9 protein-coding genes are annotated in these 21,416 nt (G+C 63.2%); 4 read left to right on the top strand and 5 right to left on the bottom strand.

What is annotated here, in order from left to right; translation table 11 throughout:
• Positions 1 to 5: 5 nt before the first annotated feature.
• Positions 6 to 11,339 (bottom strand): autotransporter-associated beta strand repeat-containing protein, encoded by an 11,334-nt coding sequence (locus X728_RS1000000170360; protein WP_023831740.1) that lies wholly within the window; start codon positions 11,337 to 11,339, stop codon positions 6 to 8.
• Positions 11,340 to 11,985: 646 nt separating this feature from the next.
• Positions 11,986 to 13,779 (bottom strand): PAS domain S-box protein, encoded by a 1,794-nt coding sequence (locus X728_RS151645; RefSeq protein ID WP_023831739.1) that lies wholly within the window; start codon positions 13,777 to 13,779, stop codon positions 11,986 to 11,988.
• A gap of 155 nt (positions 13,780 to 13,934) precedes the next feature.
• On the opposite strand from X728_RS151645, the gene X728_RS151650 reads away from it, so the two are divergent.
• Positions 13,935 to 14,303 (top strand): response regulator, encoded by a 369-nt coding sequence (locus X728_RS151650; protein ID WP_023747091.1) that lies wholly within the window; start codon positions 13,935 to 13,937, stop codon positions 14,301 to 14,303.
• Between the two features lie 418 nt (positions 14,304 to 14,721).
• Here the strand turns inward: X728_RS151650 and X728_RS1000000171025 are convergent, their stop codons facing one another.
• Positions 14,722 to 14,880 (bottom strand): hypothetical protein, encoded by a 159-nt coding sequence (locus tag X728_RS1000000171025; protein WP_023726519.1) that lies wholly within the window; start codon positions 14,878 to 14,880, stop codon positions 14,722 to 14,724.
• Between the two features lie 129 nt (positions 14,881 to 15,009).
• Positions 15,010 to 17,010, bottom strand: a complete 2,001-nt coding sequence (locus X728_RS151655; RefSeq protein ID WP_023831738.1) for an AI-2E family transporter — start codon at positions 17,008 to 17,010, stop codon at positions 15,010 to 15,012.
• A gap of 185 nt (positions 17,011 to 17,195) precedes the next feature.
• On the opposite strand from X728_RS151655, the gene X728_RS151660 reads away from it, so the two are divergent.
• Both X728_RS151660 and X728_RS151665 read left to right on the top strand, forming a co-directional pair.
• Positions 17,196 to 17,429 (top strand): hypothetical protein, encoded by a 234-nt coding sequence (locus X728_RS151660; RefSeq protein ID WP_023728467.1) that lies wholly within the window; start codon positions 17,196 to 17,198, stop codon positions 17,427 to 17,429.
• 200 nt (positions 17,430 to 17,629) lie between these two features.
• Positions 17,630 to 18,709, top strand: a complete 1,080-nt coding sequence (locus tag X728_RS151665; protein ID WP_031195552.1) for an aminopeptidase — start codon at positions 17,630 to 17,632, stop codon at positions 18,707 to 18,709.
• A 29-nt stretch (positions 18,710 to 18,738) separates the two neighbouring features.
• Here the strand turns inward: X728_RS151665 and X728_RS151670 are convergent, their stop codons facing one another.
• Positions 18,739 to 19,944: an ROK family transcriptional regulator gene (locus X728_RS151670; protein WP_023831736.1), complete on the bottom strand. Its 1,206-nt coding sequence runs from the start codon at positions 19,942 to 19,944 to the stop codon at positions 18,739 to 18,741.
• A 145-nt stretch (positions 19,945 to 20,089) separates the two neighbouring features.
• Here X728_RS151670 and X728_RS151675 point away from each other — a divergent pair, with 145 nt between their 5' ends.
• Positions 20,090 to 21,355, top strand: coding sequence for an ABC transporter substrate-binding protein (locus tag X728_RS151675; protein ID WP_023710878.1), 1,266 nt, complete (start codon positions 20,090 to 20,092; stop codon positions 21,353 to 21,355).
• Positions 21,356 to 21,416 lie beyond the last annotated feature (61 nt).

Below are 21,416 nucleotides of genomic sequence, written 5' to 3'. Positions count from 1 at the left end.
CGCCGCTACCATTTCACAGCGAACCCGAGCTTGGCGCCCAGGGCGTGGCTATCGCCAAAATCCTTGAGGCTTGTCCGCGCTGTCCCTTCTCCGAAGACGGCGTAGCGACCGTCCGCCCAGCTCAGCGAGCCACCAAGGCCGACACCGCCCCACAGCGCCTGATTTTCGCTGACCAGTTTCGTGCCAGACACATCGACATCATTTCCGTCGAGGAAGTCGTAGTAAAGGTTGCCGAGCCCGTAGATGTGCGTGCGGCTGACTTGCCCCGCATCGTCCACCCACTGGTCTTCATAGTCCGCGGAGAGGCCGAGGCGGCCGACGAGACTGTTGCTGCTGCCGGGCGACACGACGGCGCCAAACGGGTCGGTGAACGCGTCGAAGTCGACCGAGGAATAGGCAAGCTGGGCTTGGGGCGTCAGCGACCAGTTGCCGTTGAGGGCGATCTTCTGTCCGGTCTCGATGCTCAGCCCGTAGCCGAAACCGTTGTTGCCGTCCGCAAGCGTGGTGCCCAGCGTGGCCGACCGGATGTCACTGTCATACCATGTCGCCTCAGCCTGCGCGTCGACGTAGAAGCCACCGCTGCCGAACCAGGTGAGCGTGCTGCCGACGCCGTAGCCGGTGGCAGCGATCGACCCTGCCCCGAAGATCGAGGAGACGTCCGACGACGCGGTTCCGTAGTGGGCCGTAATCCCTCCGATCAGGGTACCGGCGTCGCTTTCGTGCAGCAGGCCATCGACGCCGGCCTGCAGCTTCCAGGTGGTCACGTCATAGATCGTGCCGGAGGTCGACGTCTCAGGCTTGATCTCGGCATGGGCAGCTTCGATGCGCGCCCATATCGCCTTGCCGTCGACCGAGCCCTGGCCTGGCAGGTCCGCACCTTGCGGCGTAGCACCCTCGCCCCACGACCGATTGCCAATGCGTTGCTGCATGGTGCCCAGTTCATTGAAGGCCTGCAGCACCCCTTCATAGGCCTCGTACAGAGGCACGCCGGGCGAATAGAGCGGCTGCGGATCGGGATCGCCGTTGACCAGGGCCGAGCGCAGATACCAATCGCCATCGGCCGGTGTGCTGACGCCGTTCTTGTAGAGCCTGTATGCATAGGCCCCACCGACCACGGCCTGGTCGCCCTGGAAGACATAGTCGCCAACCAGGCTGAACGTGCCGTTGGAGGCCCCGCCGATGTCGACCACCTTGATGCCTTCGACAGTCTGCGCCCCGCCGCCGCCCAGGTTGACGACCTTCAGATCGGTGGCGCCCGACGTATTGCCGGTGACCACGAGCTTGTCGGTGGGTGAAGCATCACCGCCGAGCACAGTCTCGATCTCCAGCACGCCGCCATTGCCGACATAGTTGCCGGCTACCGTCAGCGTGCCAGGCACGCCGGGATTGCCGGCCGCGATAACGCCGCCGGCGAAGTTGTTGGTGTCACAGACAGTGCCGGTGCCCTGGAGACGGCCGCCCGCGTTCACATTGACGATGCCGCACAGGCTGCCCGAGACGGCGAGCGTACCAGCATCGATTGACGTCGTGCCGGCAAAGCCCGAGCTGTCCGAGGCGATGGCTATCGTCCCCGTGCCGCTTTTGGTCAGGGTGCCGGCGCCGGCCAGGGCCCCGTCCCAGGTCAGCGTCGTGCCGGCGTCGGTGAGCACCGTGCCTTGGCCGAGAAGGTTCATCGCGCGGCCGCTGTTGAAGCTCGCCGTCGTGTGCAGCGTGCCGCCGTTGAAAGCGAGAGCGCCGGCCGCATCGCCGAGATTGCCGTCGGCGGAGACCTGCAGCGTGCCGCCATTGATCGCGGTGCCGCCGGTGTAGCTGTTGGTGCCGGTCAGCACCAGCGTCCCGAGATCGGTCTTGACCAGCTGGGTGTTGCCGGTCAGTTGCGCGGCGATGGTGGCCGTGATGCCGGCTCCGGCCGCGGTGCCGTCGCCGACACGGATGGTCGATGTCGGTCCGCCGGCCAACGCGACGGGACCGCCCTGGATGACATAGCCGTCGGTCAGGAACTGCATGCCGGAAGCCGCGACCTGGCCGAGGCCGTTGTCCACCGTTACCGTGCCTGCCGCGCCCGCGAAGATCGCGAACGCGCTGTCCGTGAAGGGGGCATTGACCGCGCCTGTGCTGTCTGCCCAATTGTCGTTGCCGGTCGAATTCTGCCACACACCGTCGCCGCCATCGATGACGCCGTTGAACTTCGGACCAGCAGCCCCGTCCCAGTAATTCAGTGTCAGCCCTTCAGTGTTGACGAGGTTCACCTGGTTGGCGATTGCCGTCTGCACGAAATAGTCCGTCGACGGGATCGTCCCGACCGACAGCCCGTTATTGGTCAGGGTACCGTTGTAGTTGAACACCCGGTAGACGCCGGGGCCGAACGTGCCACCTGGCGAAACCGAGACGTTGAGCGTGCCGTCAAGCACCAGATTGCCGCCGATCGTGGTCAGGTCGTTGAGCGCGCCGCCTGCGACATTCGCCTGGCCGAAGCTGTAGTTCAGGATCGAGCCGCCGGAGAGCGACAGATTGCCGGCTATGGCGAGCGTGCCTGGAGTGCCGTCGGCCGCACCGGGAGACAGCGTGGCGCCGTCGGCGATTGTAACGTCGCCGCCGAGCGTGCCGGTGCCACCGAGCGTGGCGCCGCTCTGGACCGAGGTGAGCCCGGTTGCCCCGCTTTGGTTGCCATTGACGAACAGGCTGCCGGCCGAGACCGTGGTCGGGCCGGTGTAGCTGTTGGCGCCGGTGAGGGTAAGCGCGCCGCTGCTGGTCTTGGTGAACCCGCCCGCGCCGCCGATCAGGCCCGACAGTGTCAGACCGGCATTGGTCTCGAAGGTGCCGCCGCCGGCATTGAGCGTCACGTCGCGGGCGGAACTGAAGGCCGCGGTGTTGCGCAGCGTGCCGCCATCGAAGCTGAGCGCTCCGGCCGCGGCACCCAGGTTACCGTCGTCCGATACCTGCAGCGTACCGCCGTTGATGGCGGTGCCGCCGGTGTAGCTGTTGGTCCCGGCCAGAAGCAACGTGCCGAGATCGGTCTTCACCAGTTGGGTGTTGCCGGTCAGGTTCGAACTGATCGTCGCGCTGTAGGCCGCGCTGGCGGCCGTGCCGTCGCCGACGCGGATGATCGACTGCGGGCCGACCAGCGCGACATCCTGCCCTTGGATCACATAGCCCCCCGTGGCGAACTGCATTCCGGAAGCGCTGACGCCGCCCAGGCTGTTGTCCACTGATACGGTTCCAGCCGCGCCGGCAAAGATGGCAAACGCGCTGTCGGTGAAGGGAGCGTTGACGATACCGGCGCTGTCGGTCCAGTTGTCGTTGCCGGCCGAAGCTTGCCAGAGCCCGTCCCCGCCATTGACGAAACCGTCGTTCTTCGGTCCGGCCGCGCCGTCCCAGTAGTTCAACGTAAGTCCGGCCGTGTTGACCAGATTGACCTGATGATCGATTGATGTCTGCACAAAGAAGTCAGGCGAAGGGATGGTGCCGATATTCAGGCCATGGTCGAACAGGGCGCCGTCATAGCTGATCACCCGATAGATGCCGGGGCCAAAGGTTCCCCCGGGAGAAACGGCGACATTGAGCGTGCCGTCGAGGATGAGATCGCCGCCGACTTCAGTCAGGTCGTTGAAGGCGCCGCCGGGTACGTTCGCCTGGCCGAAATTGTAGTTGAGGGTCGAGCCGTTAAGCAAACTCAGACCGCCGTTGATGGTGAGCGTTCCTGGTGTGGCCCCGACATCACCTGGGTTCAATGCGCCGTCATTGAAGACAAAGACATTACTGCCGATGATGCCCGTACCGCCCAGCGTACCACCTGCATTGACGGCTGTCAGGCCTGTGGCCGCCGACTGGTCGCCATCGACCAAAAGCGTGCCGCCATCGACAACCGTATTGCCCGTATACGTGTTGTTTGCGGTCAGGATGGTCGTGCCGCTGCCGAACTGCCTCAAGCCGCCTGCGCCGCTGATCGTGCCGCCGAAGGTGAAGTTATCCGAGCGGTTGAACGCCAGCGTGCCGTTGTCCGTCACGTCGCCGGTGAACGAGCCCGCAGAGCCGCCATTGCCGAGCTGCAGCGTGCCAGCCGAGATCGTCGTGCCGCCGCTGTAGCTGCTGTTGGCCGTCAGCACCGTGGTGCCGGTTCCGATCTGCCGTACGGCGCCCGTGCCGGTGATCGCGCCACCAAAGGTCAGGCTGTCCGAACGATTGAAGGCCAGGACGGCGTTGTTGGTCACGTTGCCGGCCAGCGTGCCGGCCGTCGCCCCGTTGCCGACCTGCAGGATGCCCGCCGTGACGGTCGTGCCGCCCGAATGCGTGGCGTCGCTGGCAACCACGAGCGTGCCGGCGCCGTCCTTGGTCAGCCCGCCTGCCCCGGTGATGCCTCCGGTCAATGTGGTCGTCGTGCCGCCATTGGTCAGGAATGTGCCGGCGCCGGCCAGCGCTACAGCGCGCCCGGTCGCAATGTCTGCAATCGTGTTCAGCGTGCCGCCGCTGAACGACAGGCCGCCCGCTGCGTTGCCGAGATTGGCGTCCTGCGAGATCCGGACTGTTCCGCCATTGATGCTCGTGCCGCCGGTATAGCTGTTGGTCCCCGAGAGAACCAGCGTGCCGAGATCGGTCTTCACCAGCTGGCTGTTGCCGGTCAGGCTCGAATTGATCGTCGCGACGTAGGCTGCACCGGCGCCCGTGCCGTCGCCGACGCGGATGATGCTCGCGCCGCCGACCAGCTCGATCGGGCCGCCCTGGACCAGATAGCCATTGGTGGCAAACTGCATCCCCGCGGCCTGTACCTGGCCGTTGGCGTTGTCGACGGTCACCGTGCCCGCGGCGCCCTGGAAAATAGCGAAGCTGGCATTGGCGAAGGGAGCGGCGAAAAGGCCGGTGGAGTCGGTCCAGTTCTGGTCGCCGGCGGCGCGCCATGTGCCATTGCCGCCATTGACGATGCTGTTGGAGTGCGGACCGGCATCGCCGTCCCAGTAGCTGAGTTGCAGCCCCGCCGAATTGACCAAATTGACCTGGTTGGCGACCGAGGTCTGCACGACATAATTTGGGTCGGTGACGTTGAGGCCATTGTTCGTCAACGTGCCGCCATAGTTGATGACACGGTAGACGCCAGGGCCGAACGTGCCACCGGGGCTCTGTGTCACGTTCAGCGTCCCGTCCAGCGTCAGATTGCCGCCGACATTGACCAGGTCGTTGAAGGCGCCGCCGGCCACATTCGCCTGGCCGAAATTGTAGTTGAGAGCCGCGCTGCTGGTGAGGCCCAGACTGCCGTTGATCGTCAGGGTTCCGGCGGCGTTGCCGGGAGCACCTGGGGCAAGCGCGCCGGAGACGTTCGCGCTGCCGCCTATCGTTCCCTTGCCGCCCAAGGTAGCACTTGGACCAACGGTGGTGGTTCCGGTCGCGCCCGACTGGTTGCCGTCGACGATGAGTGTTCCGCCAAGGACAGTTGTCGTACCAGCGTAACTATTATCCGCGGTGAGCGTGGTCGTGCCGAGATTGTTCTTCGACACTCTTCCCGAGCCGGTGATCGTCCCGCCGAAGGTATAGTCGTTGTTCAGGGCGAAATTTAGAGCGCCATTGTTGACGACAGTTGGCGTGTTCAGCGTGGCGGCTATTGGGCCATTGCCGACCTGCAGCACCCCGCCGCTGATCGTCGTCCCGCCGCTATAGCTGTGATCTCCGAAAAGCGTAAGCGTTCCGATGCCCTGCTTGTCCAGGCTCTCGAAGCCGCTGACGCTGGCGCCCTGCAGCGTGCGATTTATCGCGGTGACCACCCGAAGCGTGTCGCCTGCACCGCTCTCGCCGCCAGTGCCGGCGTTGACGCCAACACCGCTGATCGCGGCGGCATCGTTGAGAACCAGCGTGTCGTTTCCGGCGCCAAGGTTCAGCGCGGCGGCGCCCGTATTGAGCGTGCCGCTGACACTCACCGTGTCGTTGCCGCCGCCGAGGTCGCCATTGGCCAGCAACGTGCCGCCCAAATTGACGTTGATCGTGCTCGCCCCGGCATCGCCGGTCACCGTCGACGACGTGGCGCCGGGACCCTGCACGGTGCCGTTCACGGTCAGCGTGCCGGCGCCGTTCATGGCGATCGTCGCCGTGGTCAGGGCGCCGTTCACCTGCAGCGTGCCCGCGTTGACGCTGGTGGTGCCGCCGATGGTGTTGCCCGCCGAGGTGAGCACTGTGGTGCCGGTGCCGATCTGCGCGATGTTGCCCGCGCCGCTCAGCGTTCCCGTGAAACCAAAAGTGTCGCTGCGGTTGAAGGAGAGCGTGGACGTTGCATTGGCGACGATCACGTTGCCGGCGCCTGCATTGCCTGACGTGCCGCCATTGCCGATCATCAGATTGCCGTTATTGACGACTGTGTTGCCGGTGAATGTGTTGTTGCCCGTCAGCACCCAGGTGCCGCTGTCATTCTTGGCCAGCGTGGTTGGACCGCCGGGACCATCGACGATGGTGCCGCCCATAGTGTTGAGGCCGGTATTGGTGCCCCCAAGCGCCAGTGTGCGATTGCCAGAGCCGGTATAGGCGGCCGATCCAGTATTGCTGAAGACGATCGCGCCCGTGCCGGACGATTCGATGAAGCTCGTTCCGGTCGAGAGCGTGAACAGGCGGTCGGTGGTGTCGCCGGCGCCGGTGTAGCGCAGCGTCGAGCCGCTGCCGATGACAAGATTTGAAGCGAGCGAGGAAGACGCGCCGACAGAACTCGCCTGTCCACCATTGGCCAGCTTGTCGACGGCAAGCACACCGCCGCTGATGGTGGTAACGCCGGTATAGGTGCTGCCGGCGTTGGTCACAACCCAGGTACCGGTACCGGTTTTGGTAAGCGCCGTCTTTCCCGAGCCGTTGTCCGTGATTTGCGCGGCAAGGCTGTTGTTGCCGGTATTGCTGCCGCTAAGCGTCAGCGTGCGGGCGGTATTGGTGCCAGCAAGCGCGACCGGAGCGGCGCTGGTGAAACTGATCGGGCCGCTGCCAGAGGCGTCGAGCGTGCCGCCGGCTGCGCCAAGCGTGAACTGACGGTTCGTGCTGCCGCCGAGCCCGGTGTAGGTGAGCGTACCGCCATTGAGCACCAGATTGCTGGCTGCCGCGCTCGATGCGCCGATCGAACTGTTGGCGCCGCCGTCGGCCAGGCAGGTCACGTAAAGGAAGCCCGAATCGATCACGGTGGAGCCAGTGTAGCTACTCCCGCAACCCGTCAGGACCTGGGCGGCCCCTGGGCCCCCGCTCTTGCGCAGCCCGCCCGTGCCACTGATGGCACCCGCGTAGGAGGCGTTGCTGCCGTTGGTGATTGTCAGCGTACCTGATCCCAGCGTCACGTTGCCCCCGAGAGGTCCGCCGTTCTGAAGGTTAAGCACTGAGACATTGTAGCCGGCCAGGTCCAAGGTTGCGCCGGCGACGTTCTGCATGAACATGCCGCCTGTGCCGAAAGCACTGGTGGAGCCCGCCCGCAAGATGCCAGCGTCGACGACCGTGTCTCCAGAGTAGTTGTTGGCGCCGGACAAGAGCAGGACGCCGGCGCCCCCCTTTCGCAGCCTGCCAGCCCCAGTGACCTGTCCGCTGAATCCTAGCGTCGTCGTGCCTGTTGCGACGACCACGTTGCCGTCACCGGATTGCAGGGTGAAGCCGCGATTGATGCTGACGGAGCCGCCGGTGTAGTTGAGAATGCCGCCAGCGGTGAGGACAAGATTGCCGGACGCGGCAGAGGAGGCGCCGATTCCGCTGGCCTGCAAGCCGTCGGCAAGGCAGTCGGTGCTGATGGTGCTGCCATTGATTGTGGTTGCGCCGGAATAGGTGTTGCCGCAGCCCGACATGGTCTGGACGCCAGCGCCGCTACGCGTCACGCCGCCCGTGCCGCTGATCACACCGGCGTAGGTGCCGGTGCCGCCGCTCAGCGTCAGCGTGGCCGTGCCGAGGACGACATTGCCGCCACTGGGGCCGCCGCCCTGTAATGCGCTCACGCTTGCGTTGAAGCCGTTGAGGTCCAGCGTCGCGCCGGCCGTGTTGGCCAGCGTCATCAGGCCCGTCCCGAACGCCTGGGTAGACCCGGCGCGCAGCGTGCCGGCACTGATGGTGGTACCTCCGCTGTAGGTGTTGGTGCCGGACAGCACCAGCGTGCCTACCCCGGCCTTGGTAAGGGATCCCGTGCCGATCGCCGTACCGCCCAGCGTCAGTGTCGACGCGGCGTTGCTCACGCCAACAACGCCACCACCAGTACCCACCGTGAAGCCGCGGTCGCTGGTGACGTTTGCACCGGTGTATTGAAGCGTGCCGCCATTCTGCAGAACCAGATTGGTGGAGGCGCTGCTGGAAGCACCGATGCCGCTGGCAACGCCGCCATTGGCCAGCGTGCCGACCGACAGCGTGCCTGCGCTGACAGTGGTCACCCCCGAATAATTGCTGGTTGCGTTCGAAAGCGTCAGCGTACCGGCGCCGGTCTTGGTGAGACCGGCACTGTCAGGACTGGTGACCTGACCGGAAAACGTCAGATTGGTTCCAGCAGAGCTGACATCGATGGTGCCGGCGGTCACGGCACCGCTTGTGGCCAACGTGAAACCGCGGTCGCTCGTTGCAGTCGTGCCCGTATATTGCAGCGTCCCGCCCTCGATGGCGAGGTTGGAGGAGGCGCTGTTAGATGCGCCTATCGCGCTCGCCTGACCGCCATTGGCAACCGTGTTGACCGACAGCGTGCCGCCGCTGATCGTGGTTGGGCCGGTATAGGTATTGAGGGCGGAGAGCGCGACTCTGCCGGCTCCTGCCTTGGCAAAGCCGGTCCCCCCGCCATTGTCGACGATGGTCGAGGCAATGGTGAAGGTGCCTGTACCCGTACTGTTCTGGATAACGCCCAGCGTACCACCGCCCGCTCCACCGGTGATCGACCCCCCCTGTATAGTCTGGCTGGCATTACCCACCGAAGCAGCGACGATGATGGCTCCGTCAACGCTCAGCGTGTTGCCGGCACCGACCGTCACAGTCGAATTGTTTGCGGCCGTATATTTGAGACCACCCAACGCTACGCTGCCAGTCACTGTGCCGGTGTATGGGGAATTGGCCACACCACCTTGGTCGGAAACGATGTCGCCGTTTACCCAGGTGGCGGCATTGTCCTTGTTCACATAGGCCGTGAAGGCGGTGATGTTGCCGCCGACCACCTGCGCGTAATCAGCCCCGTTGACCGTGGCCCACCCACCCAGCGCGCCGTCGGCATTGGTGGTGGTGAAGGCGCCGGTGCTCGGCAGGCCGAAATCGATAAGACCGCCGGTGCGGTTGATGGCGCCGAAATTGACGGTTGTGCTGCCGCCGGCGCCAGAGGTCGCATTGATCTTGTTGTTGCCGGAAGTGACGTTCAAACCGTTGAAGGTCTGGACGTCGGCTTCACCGGCAGCGCCGGTGATGGCGAGAGTGCCGCCACCCATGTTGAGCGCCGACGAAGCGGCTATGAGGTTGCTCGTCGGTCCACCGGCGGTCGCGGCAAAATTCAGCGCCAGCGTGCCCCCATTGATCGTCGTGCCGCCGGTGTAAGTGCTTTGTCCCGTCAGCGTCAGCGTGCTCGTGCCGCGCTTGACCAGGCCGCCGGTGCCGGTGATGCTGCCGGCATAGCTCGTGCTGGCCCCGCCGTTGACTGTCAGATCGGCGCCGGTCAGCGCTACGGCGCCCCCAGTGCCAGCGAGCGAGGCGACCTCGATCGCGCGGGTATTCAGGTCCAGCGCGCCGCCGTTGACAACCATCGCATTCGACGTGCCGAAGGCCTGGCTGCTGCCCGCCTGCAGGGTTCCGCTGGTGACGGTGGTCACGCCGGTGAAGCTGTTGGCTCCGCTGAGCAGCCATGCATTGCCTGCGCCGCCGTTCATGACGAGGTTGCCGGCGCCTGAGATCACGCCCGACAAGGTGTTACTACCCGCGAAGCTACCGCCGAGAGTGAAAGTGTCCGCCGGAGCGGCGGCATTGAACGCAACCGCTCCGCTAAGAGCAAGCGCGCCCGTACCGTCGTTGAGGACGCTGCTGCCGCCATTGATTGACAGCCCGCGATTGGTGCTGCTTCCGGTACCGATATAGGACAGCACGCCGTTGCTGAGCGAGATCGTCCCTACGCCGGCACCCGTCCCCAGCGAACTGGTGGCGCCCTGGTCGGCCAGTACGTTTGCCCTTACGGTGACGGCCTGGATCGTGACGGCACCGCCGAAGGTGTTGGCGCCATTCAACGTAATGCTGCGGTTTGTCCCGCCGCCGGTGAATACAAACGGCCGAGTTGCAAGATTGCTGCTGATGACGCCCAGCAGTGCCAGATCCGCGGTCTGCGCACCCAAAATGACAGACGCTGAATACCCGCCCCCCGCGACTATGTCTCCGGTCACCGTCAGCGTGCCGGTCCCCTGATTGTACAGAGCGGAGGAGCCGGTGAAGGGCGCCATGTTCCAGCTGCGGTTTGAGGTGTCGCCGCTACCGATATAAACGGCGGAGGCATTGCGGACGAAGACTGCGCCGTTGGCCGCCGTGGTCGCCGCCCCCAGGGCGCTCGCCTCGCCCAGATTGCGAATCGATGTGAAGGACAGGTTGGCGCTATCGATACCTACCCCACCGGTGAAATCATTGGTGTCGTCACTCAGCGTCGTCGCTGCGGCTAGGGTAAAGCCGCCGGCTCCGGTGATGTGGGCCGAGCCGACGCCTCCACCAATTGCGGAAGAGCCGGAGAGCAAAGTCACGACGCGGCCAGCGGCCAGCGCGCCGGTGCTTCGCAGGGTGGTGCCTGCCGCCAAGGCAATGCCATTGCTCGCGGCGCCAAGCGAAGAATCGCCGCTCACGTTCAGCGTGCCCGCAGTGACGTTCAAGCCGCCGCTGAAGGTGTTGGCGCCGGTGAGGGTCAGGACGCCGGCGCCCGCCTTTGTCAGTCCGGCGTTGCCGGCAAGAATCGAATTGACCGTGGCGGTACCGTTGATGGTGATCGTCGGTATCGCGCCGGCAAGCGTCAGCGTGCTGCCGGTCAGAGTATAGGTGGTGCTGACGTCGAAGGTGAGATTATGCGCGGTGATCGGCGCGTTCAACGTCACCGTTGCGGTGATGCCGTTGGGACCGCCGAAAATGGCATCATCGAGCGCGGCGTTATTCCAGACGGTATATGGGCCGCTGACGCCATCGCCATTGGGGCTCCAGAAAGACGAGCTTGTGTCCCATACGCCCGTACCACCCCGGTTAGGTGCCGTGCCGTTGGCATCCCAGTATCTGTCGGCGCCACTGGCCGAACCCGCGCCAAGCCCCATCAGCAGCGCGGCCGGCAGAAGCCGGGTGCCCCAACTGCGTGCGACATTCGAGACGAGATGCGCCACATTTGGCGCATAGCTCGCCGCCTCGCCCTTCCACTTGGTCATGCGGCCGCCACGCAGGGTGCGCCAATCGAAGTTTGCGCTTCCAAGATTTCCAGGTACGTCAAAGCCGGATGGACCAGCGCCTTCGCCGAGTCGCGAAAGCCGACGTGCCACCTCGCGATCGAGCAATCCTAGCATGCCGCCTCCCCTAAGTATTATGGAAGGCTAATATGCCCGTCCATTCCGGCTCGACTCAATCCTATACTGGGGAATATCTCAGAGTTGAGCGTTACCGTTCAATATTGTTGAGAGCACCTTAATTTCTGCCGCAGTGTCGCATTCATGCCACGTTTTCGCCACTTGTCGAAGACTGCCTCGCGACCTGCTTACTTCCCGCAGATCTTTCCTCCCGAACCGCGCTGAGTTCACTGTCTCAGACCGTCGTCAGGACCCGGTTAGCGACGTCAAGCAGGGGTATACCCCTGAAATGCGAGCTGCGAGGCCGGTGGCGTACGCTGCCTGATCTGCCGTGGCGCAGCGGCCGCTTCCGGTTCTGGAGCGAAGTGGGGAGAAAGACGCCGTTTCACTGCCTGTGGCCGAATCCCCCGCAACACGGGCGATCCTCAGCGGAAACGGGGTTTTTGCTCGGCAAAGGCCGCATCAAGGGCTTCCAATTGACGAATGCTCGTTGCAGGGCTGCTTCCTGCTTCTAAGCTTCATGGACGGCAGAAGCTGCCACGGAAGCCAAAGGCGCTTCCAGGCTCCATGTTATGCCATGCGGACCGTGTTCGAGAATTCCCTGCCCACTGACCGCTGCGGGCGCAACCCGCTTCAGCACAACGGTTCCAAAGCCACCTTGTCCGACAGTCTGAACCTGCGGACCATCGGTTTCGGCCCAGGTGAGGTGAAAGAGCCTCGAAGCACCGGAACCGGTGATGCCCCATGTGACCGAGATCCGGCCCTTGTCCCCTGAGAGAACCCCGTATTTGGCCGAGTTGGTCGCCAGTTCGTGGAAGGCAATCCCGAGATACTGAACTGCGTTGGGACTGAGCACCAATGATGGGCCCGACATTTCGATCACATCCCCCCGCGGGAAAGGCTCGACCTGGGCCGCCAAAAGGTCGCTGATCGTGGCACCCTTCCAATCCGCCGATACAAGCAGGTCGTGAGATCGTGACAACGCCATGATGCGCTCGCGCACCTGGGTTTCAAATTGTTTTGGCGTCTCCGATCGCTTGTTGGTCTCCCGGATCATCGACAGGATGACCGAATACTGGTTTTTCACCCGGTGGTTGACCTCGCGCATCAGCATGCGGATGCGATATTCATTCTCCTTCGTCGACGTGATGTCTCGCGCTATCTTCGATGCGCCGGTGATCTGCCCGGTTGCGTTACGCACGGGCGATATCGTCAGTGAAACCGGAACCAGGCTGCCATCCTTGCGCTGGCGGGTCGTTTCGAATGGTTCGACGCGCTCGCCGCGGCGAATGCGTTGGAGAATGCGGGGTTCCTCGTCCTGATGGTCTTCGGGGATCAGCATGGTCACCGACCGGCCAATCGCTTCCTCGGCGGTATAGCCGAAAAGCCGTTCGGCGCCCTGGTTCCAGCTTTTTATGATGGTGTTGAGATCCTTGCTGACGATCGCGTCAAATGAGGATTCCACGATCGCTGAGAGGTGCTGCCTGGTTTCTTCGGCACGTTGGCGGTCCGTCAGGTCCAGCAGCATGTTGACGGCGCCGATCAGAGCGCCGTGCTCGTCCCGCAGCGGTGTCGGGTAGGGCAGGAACGGAAAAAACGATCCGTCGGGACGTTGCGCAACAGCTTGCTGATTGCGGACCGGCCTGTTCTCCTTGAGCGCAATGGCCATCGGGCATTCATCGTGCGGCAATTCCTTGCCGTCGGCAGTGAACAGCTTGAACGTCACGCACCATTTATCCTTGCCGATTTCAGGCTCCCTGCCTGCCAGATCGGCCGCGGCGCGGTTGTAGTAGGTGATCGTCCCATCCTGATCGGTCGTGTAGATGGCGACGGGTAGGCCGTCGAGTATCTGGTGATAGGTACTGTCATGCTGCCTGAGCTCCGAGCGGGTGTGCACCAAGTCGGTTACATCGACCGTGAAGCACCGGGTGTTGATCAGCTTGCCGTCCCGGAAATGTCCGCTTGAGGTGACTTCGACGTGCTTGATCGATCCATCGCTGGCCCTCAATCGCGCCGGATATCTTACGATCTTCTCGCCATTGGCAAGGCGACCCAAAATGTCCTCTATGACGTCCCGGTCGGGATAGAACTCGGCGATGTGGCAACCGAGGTAGTCCTCTGCGGGATAGCCGAGAAGGTCGAGCTCAGCCTGGTTGGCATGCACGATTACGCCGTCTGCGTTCACCAGATGGAGGGCAACGGCGCCGTTTTCGAAGAAATCCTTGTAATCGAAATCCAGACCGTCATTGCTGGACACCCCCGGGTTTTCGAAGGCGACAACATTCGCCTGTGTTGCTTCATGCATCCCAAACACCTTGTCCAGTCCAACCAAATATAATGCGGCTTGGATCAGTTGGTTCCCATTGCTCGCGGTCTCGACCCGCTGCGCACGGGAACCGGACCCTAAAAGGGTCGTAGCCTCGACTCGTCTTCCATCTACAAACGTGCGATCATCCGCGCATGGGCAAACCCTTGGTCCTTGTCGTCGACGACGAAGCCTTGATAGCACTGGATATGGAGTCCACTCTTTCGGAGGCGGGCTTTGCCGTGGCATTGGCGGCGACATGTTCCCAGGCGAAACGTTTTCTTGCGGACCATACCCCCGCCGCAGCGATCCTGGACGTCAGGCTGTCGGACGGCGAGGCTGTTGACGCGGCAAAAACCTTGGCAGGGCGGGCGGTTCCTTTCATCGTCTATTCCGGCCTGGGGCTCGAGGAAACCCCCGAAGCGTTCTCGTCTGGCGTAAGAGTGATGAAACCCGCCGGACCTGCAGAGGTGGTCCGGGCTCTCAAAGCGATGACCGCCGGGCAGCATAAGGCGACGGGATAGCCGTGCACTGAGCACCTTTGGTCTAAATTAGCCAGGCGCTGCCGGAGCAGCTGCCGCGCCTCACGGAGCAGCGAATTGCGGCCGGTGCCGATCAGGCGAACAAGGTCGCGCCCGTGATCCTCGGTGATGCCGGTCTCCCTGGCAATTGACAGCACCAGTGCTTCTTCCCTTCCACTTTCTTAGGGTCGTGCCTTGCCCGTGCTGATCATGCCTTCTCCATCGGCTCAACGCCAAGATCTGAGAGAGACTCATTCCTCGACGCACGGTCAACCTCGCTGTGCCGCGTTTGAACGGCAGAGATAGCGGCTTATTGCGTTGCGAGGATCGATCCTGGCACAGCCAAGTGGCCGGTCCGTTCGCACGATAATGCGCCCCGCGCGCCAGCATGGGCCAGATCGACCGGACAGATTGAGCGGTCCTATGTCTCTCCGAACTCGGTTTCGTTTCTTGACGTCGGGTGCCGCTCGTAGTCAACGGGCGGCGGCAGGAGCACGACTTCGGTCTCCTTGCGGCCGAACTCCCGGCCGATCTGGAACGCCGCATAGATCGCGCCGAGGCGGATAAGGAATCTAAGCATGGGGGGTCTCCTTCGACGTTAGGAACCGCAAGGCCGCGAGATTGTTCCATGGTTTGCGAGTGGGGACGATCTTGCCGTCGCACCAGGCATTCCAGCGCCGGCGCGGCAATCTGAAACATGGCGTCGCGGCTAGGCTGTTGCGGCCGTTGCCTGGGCCGCGACCCGTTTTCGAGGGGCCGGACGGCGTCGATCGCGGCGTTTCGAAACGACTTTGAGGGGAACGGCCGGCGCTGGAGAAAGTGCGCCAAGCACAGCGTTGACCATGCCGTGGGCTACGAAATCGGCGCTGATGTCGGCGGCCAAAGCTTGCCTTTCTTGCCCGACATCGCCCTGCTCCGCGTCTGACCAGAACACAATCCCAATTCTCAAACCTGCCTTGGCGCGCTTCAGTCTCCGGACCAGAAAGCGGGCATGCTTGAGCGAATCCCGGTTCAGGAAACCGACCACGACGGTGTCGATCGCCTCTAGTTCGAGACGACGAATACCTGCCGGCTCCATATCGGCAAAACTGGCCTTCGCCACCGTAGCACCTTGCACCTCCAGCACCTGAGCGAGCATGGCGGCAGCGGCATCGTCGAGTTCACCGCGACCGCCGGCACAAAGCACCGACATGTCCTTGCCGTCGGGCAGCTCGATCTCTTCCTCTTCGATGCCATCTGTTTCCTTGCTCGCGGTCCCTTCGGCGGTGGTTGTCGGCGCATCTTCCTCGCTTGCCTCTTCCTGTGCATCGTCGGCAAGATTTGCCACAAGAATTTGGGCGCTCGCCGCCACCTGCCTTCGCTGTTGATCGCCCATCACGCCTCGCATGCGGTCCTGCTCGCCCAACAGGAGAGCAGGAATGGCGACCGTGTCGTAGAAATCGATCAGGTACTTCTCCTCGAGGATCTCCTCGGCATGGTCAGTTGCCTCGTCGGGATCGCCGGCCAGGAGCCGTTGATAGAGCCGGGCATGAGCTTCAAGGACGGGCTCGTTGCCAAACAGGACGTCGAGAAATTCGAACTGCGGAACATGTCGCCCGAGGACGACGAGGCAAACTGTCAGCGGCGTCGAAAGGACCAGGCCGAGCGGCCCCCACAACCATGTCCAGAAAATTGCCGCAACGATGATTGCCAAAGGAGAAAGTCCCGTGCGCGAGCCATAGAGCCACGGTTCGATGACGTTGCCGGTTACCAATTCCATGACGACAAACAGTGCGGCGGTCCACAGCACCAGCGACCAGCCGGGCGCAACCGCCAAGGCCAGAAACAAGGGCAGCAGCATGCCGATAACAGGGCCGATATAGGGAACGAAGCGCAGCGCCAGTGCCAGCAACCCCCACAGCAGCGCGTTGGGAATGCCGAGCACCCAAAGGCCAATTGCGATTGGTATCGCGTAGACGATGTTGACCACCAATTGCATGATCAGATAACGGCCAACCCGTTTGCCGGCATCCTGCAATGCCTGCGTTGTGCGATGGAGGTCGCCATAGCCGACAAGGCGGATAAACCGGTCGCGCAGATCCTCGCGCTCAAGCAACATGAAGATGACGACGATGATGATCAGGCCAGCTGATGCCAGCGGGCTGATCAACGGTCCGATGATGTTCTGCAATACCTCCAGAGGTCTCTCGCGGGCGACGATCTCGACGGGAACAGGCTCGCGCCGGGGCTTGTCCGCCGCAGGCGGCGCCACATCCTGCTTGTCGATCTCCTGACCGACGCGCTCGATCACCCCGCTCAGCCTGGCAATTATGCCGCCACCAACGCCCGTCTCCTTGAGGGAACGCACCTTGGTCAGAATGTTTGTCTGGTAGACGGAAATGTTCTGAGCAAGCTCGCTTACCTGGGTCGCAACAATGAAGCTGAACAGGCCCAGGGCCGCGAATGCGCCAATCACGCTCAGAAGCACTGCGGGCAGCCGAGGCAAGCCGACACGCTTCAGTGCGGAGACCATCGGCACCAGCGCAAAGGTCAAAAGCAGCGCGATGGCAATGGGAAGGAACACCTCACGACCGAAATACAGCGCAGCTACTGTCGTGACGATGGTTGCCACGGTAGGCAGAGCTGTGCGCGGATGGGCATTGCCTGCCGCAAGAATCCGTCCTAGCCCCCGCTCGGACGATGAGATGTCGTTTCGACGATTGGCAGCCACGTGATTCCCCCCGTTTCCTAGCGATAGTTAGACCCATTCGCCTGCCGGGCAATGTTTAGCAGGGCCGAATACATACGTTTTGCGGTTTTGCGCCCTGGGCGCTGTGCTCTGACGGTTCAGTCGATATCGTCGGAGCCGCAAATCTGTGGTAAAGCCGCCGCCCAACCAACCAAAGGACGACATCTGTGAGCGAACCGACTGTGGCCGAAGCGACCGAAAGTATCTATGCCTCGCTGCGGGCGGACAATGCCGACATCGACGCCCATATCGCGGCGCTCAAGGCTGCGCTGACACGAGAGGGCGCAAAACAGGCGGTGTTCGATCCGGCAAAATTGGCGCAGAACAACCGCTCGGGCCGTAAGTTGATGCAGGCTTATTTTCGCCAGCGCGGCGTGAGCGTGAGGTTTTCGGACCAGTAGCGCGCGGCAGCTTGGGGGAACGGTGTCCCAACGGACGGTCCGTATCTAGCCCGCTCCGCCCTGCGGTGGGCTTTCGTCAATCCTAGGCGAATGGCCTCATTGCCCTGCCCAGGTCGGTGTCGCCCCCTGCCCCTGCAGCTCTTGACGGAACCCGGTGCCTCCTGTTTGAGGGTGGACCAGGACGTTTGCTGCATGGGGAGATGGGCAAGGGTGGGCAAACAGTGAAGCGCGTTCTTCGGATGCTTGCCGCGGTCGTCATGGCGTCCGGGGTGACCGGCTGCACGAGCATTTCCTACTACGCGCAGTCGTTGCAGGGTCACGCGCAGATCATGGCCGCCCGCAAAAATGTTGGAAAACTCATCCGTGATCCTTCGACGCCCGAGGCATTGCGCGCGAAATTGACGTCGGCCAGCGCGATAAGACGGTTTGCGACAGATGAACTGGCACTGCCCGATAACAGCAGCTACCGCAGCTATGTCGACATCCATCGCGACGCCGTGACCTGGGCCGTTTTTGCCGCGCCGCAATTCTCGCTCGCGCCACGAACATGGTGCTTTCCGGTCTTCGGCTGCGTTCCATACCGGGGTTACTTCTCCCGGAAATCCGCGACTGAGAACGCAGTCGAACTTCAAAGACAGGGGCTGGACGTCTATGTCTCGGGCGTCACCGCCTATTCCACGCTTGGCTGGTCCAGTGACCCGCTGCTGAGCACCATGCTGCGTCAGGACGACACCTATCTCGCAAGCCTTGTTTTTCATGAACTGGCGCATCAGCGCCTCTATGTGGATGGCGATTCCGCATTCAACGAGGCATTCGCCGTTGCCGTTGAAACCAGCGGCGTCAGGGAATGGCTCCGCGCCGCCGGCGACCGGGCCGGATTGCGCCGATACGAAGCCGACCGCAAACGCAGCGCCGATTTTCTCGGACTGGTGGCGAAGACGCGCGACGAGCTAAGGCAGGTCTATGGTAGTCCCCGCACCCCGGAAAAGATGGCAGCCGCCAAGGCAGCAACCATCGACCGGTTGCGGGCGCGCTACCGGCAGATGCGCGACAGGCACTGGGCGGGATACCGGGGATACGACGCCTGGTTCGCTGCCCCGATCAACAACGCCAAGCTCGCGGCAACTTCTGTCTACGGTGAACAGGTTCCGGCCTTTCTTCGCTTGTTCGACCTGTGTTCGGGCGACTATCCAAGGTTTTACGCTTCTGTCCGGCGGATCGCGGATTTGCCCAAATCGTCACGCGCCGAAGCGCTCAAGGCTGCGGACACGTGCAATTGACTTGAACAAGCACAGGCTGGTCCTGACGATCACCCCAGCGACAGTTCCTTCGTCTGGTGTCTCAAAACGAGGCCGACCGCGCCCAGCAAGGCATCGTTCTCGGTGTGCCTGCCAACGATGATGCGCGTGCGCAGGGCGGGAGCGACATCCCGGGACTTGATCAGCGTGTGGCGTTCATAGGACGCGATCAGCGGCGTCAACAGAATGTCCCCTGCCAAAGCCATATGGCCGCCGATGATGATAAGCGGCGGATTGAGCACCGAGCCGATCAGGCCGAGACCCCGGCCGGCGATCTCGGCGGTATCCTCGATCATCCGCAACGCCCTGACGTCGCCCTGCTCGGCCATGGCGATGACATCGTCCATGGTGACTTGCCGCCCAACGACACGCGAAATCTGTTCCAGCGGCCGGGTAAAACTCGCGTAGAGCTCCAGGCATCCGCGATTGCCGCAGCGGCAAAGGTCGCCGCCGGGATCGATGCTGATGTGCCCGAATTCGCCGGCGCCGCCGGCGACGCCCGTCACCAGCCGGCCATGCTGGACAATGGCGCCGCCGACACCCAGATCGATCTTGAACAGCACGAAATCGTCCTGGCCGACGGCCGCACCCCACATCAGCTCGGCAATGGCCGCGCAGTTGCTCTCGTTGTCGGCGAAGATCGGCTGTTCCAGGACGGGTCCGAACACATCTCGTATGTTGACGCCGGCCCATGTTGGAACCATGCTGGCGCGCAGCACCACTCCATCGCGGCTGACAGGGCCGGAGACGGAGACACCAACCCCCAGGAGCCCCGCCACCGGCAGACCGTTTTCCCTGTAGGATTGGGCAATTGCCGATTTGACCGCCTGGGCCGCCTGTTGCGGCTGGTAGTCCAGCGCCATTGGAATATTTTGTTCGGCAATGACGGAATGCGAGACATCGGCGACGATGAGCCGTATCTGCTGAAGAGCCAGGTGAATGCCGACGCAGGTGCCCGCTGTCGGATTGAGCGTCACCGCCGCGGCTGGCCTGCCGATGCCTCTGATGCCGTCGCGGCTGGTCGGGGCTTCGATCACCATTCCAGACCTTTTCAAGCCGTTAAGCGCGGTTGACACCGTCGAGCGCGCCAGACCGGTGGCGCGTGCGATCTGCAACGCGGAGAGTGCGCCGCGCTCGCTCAGGCAGCGCACGATCATGCTCTCCGGCGACGCGGAGGGTCTGTCGATCAGCCAGGTTCTAAGCGAAGGTTTTGTCATGGCTCAACATAAACATCGTTGACTGATAGCTCCAATATGTCATCTTGGAAAGAACTCGAGATTGACGCATCTCGCCGGCGGCGGCTTCAAACCGCGGCCATAAGCGGTCGAGACGAACCGTGCAACACGATATGGGAGTGAAACGATGAAGTCCGTCATGACCGCGCTTGCGGCCGCTGCTGCGTGCACATTTTTCGCCGGAACAGCCTTCGCCGAACCCAAGACCAACCTTTTGCACCAGTGGGCGACCGGATCGGACGCCCAGGCGATCGCCAAGCTCGGCGAGATGTTCACCGCCAAGGGCGGCAAATGGGAACAGACCTCGATCGCCGGCCACACCGCCAATACGCTGGCCAAGCTGCGCGCCGACGTGATCGCCGGCAATGCCCCGCCTGCCGTGCAGCTCAAGGGCCCCGAGATCGCCGAATGGAACGAGACCGGCATGACCGCCGATCTCGACGAGTTGGCGGCCTCGGAAGGGTGGGAGAAAGTGGTGGCGCCGGAATTGCTTCCGGTGATGAAGCCGACCGGCAAATGGGTCGCCGCGCCCATGAACATCCACCGCATCAACTGGCTCTGGGCCTCGCCCAAGGTCATGCAGGCGGCCGGCGTGGCGGAAATGCCCAAGACCTGGGCCGAGTTCAATGCCGCCTGCGACAAGATCGTCGCCACAGGCAAGATCTGCATCTCGCATTCGACCGCCGACTGGACGGATTCGACGGTGTTCGAGGTCGTGCTCTACGGCCAGGACATCGATCTCTACCGTAAGGCCTTTGTGGAAGGCGATGTCGAGTCCATGCGCAGCCCGGGAATGGTCAAGGCCTTCACGCAGATGCGCCTGATGACGAGCAAATACATGGATCCGGGCATGGTCGGCCGCGACTGGGATTCGATGTCGGCGCTGGTCGGCAAGGGCGACGCGGCGTTCCACATCATGGGCGACTGGACGATCGGCCTTTTGACCGCCGCCGGCTTCAAGGAAGGCACCGACTATGTCTGCGCCCAGGCGCCGACCGATTGGGGCAAACCCGGCTTCATCCTCAACTCGGACTCGGTCGTGTTCTTCAAGCAGAAGGACCAGGATTACATCGACGGCCAGAAGCTGCTGGCCAGCCTGATCCTGTCGCCCGACTTCCAGACGGTCTTCAACCAGGCCAAGGGCTCGATCCCTGCACGCCTGGATATCGATCTGTCGAAGGGCTTCAATCCGTGCCAGCAGCTCTCGCAGAAGGATCTGCAGGCTTCGATCAAGGACGGCACGCTGGTCCGCTCGATGGCGCACAACATGACCATCCCGCAGAAGATGCGCGGCGCGATCATGGACTCCATTACCGAGTTCGTGGCGACACCGGACATGTCGCCCGAGGATGGCGCCAATGCGATGGCCGACGCGGCGGAAGCACAGAAATAGACGGGAATGGCCGGGCGCGATGCCTATCCGCCCGGCCGTCCTCCCTTTCAGTCCCGTGCTC

Source organism: Mesorhizobium sp. L103C119B0 (assembly GCF_000502235.1).
In the GTDB taxonomy this organism is placed as follows: domain Bacteria; phylum Pseudomonadota; class Alphaproteobacteria; order Rhizobiales; family Rhizobiaceae; genus Mesorhizobium.
Note: the sequence above shows the minus strand (reverse complement) of the source record. Positions and strands in the feature narration are given on the sequence as shown.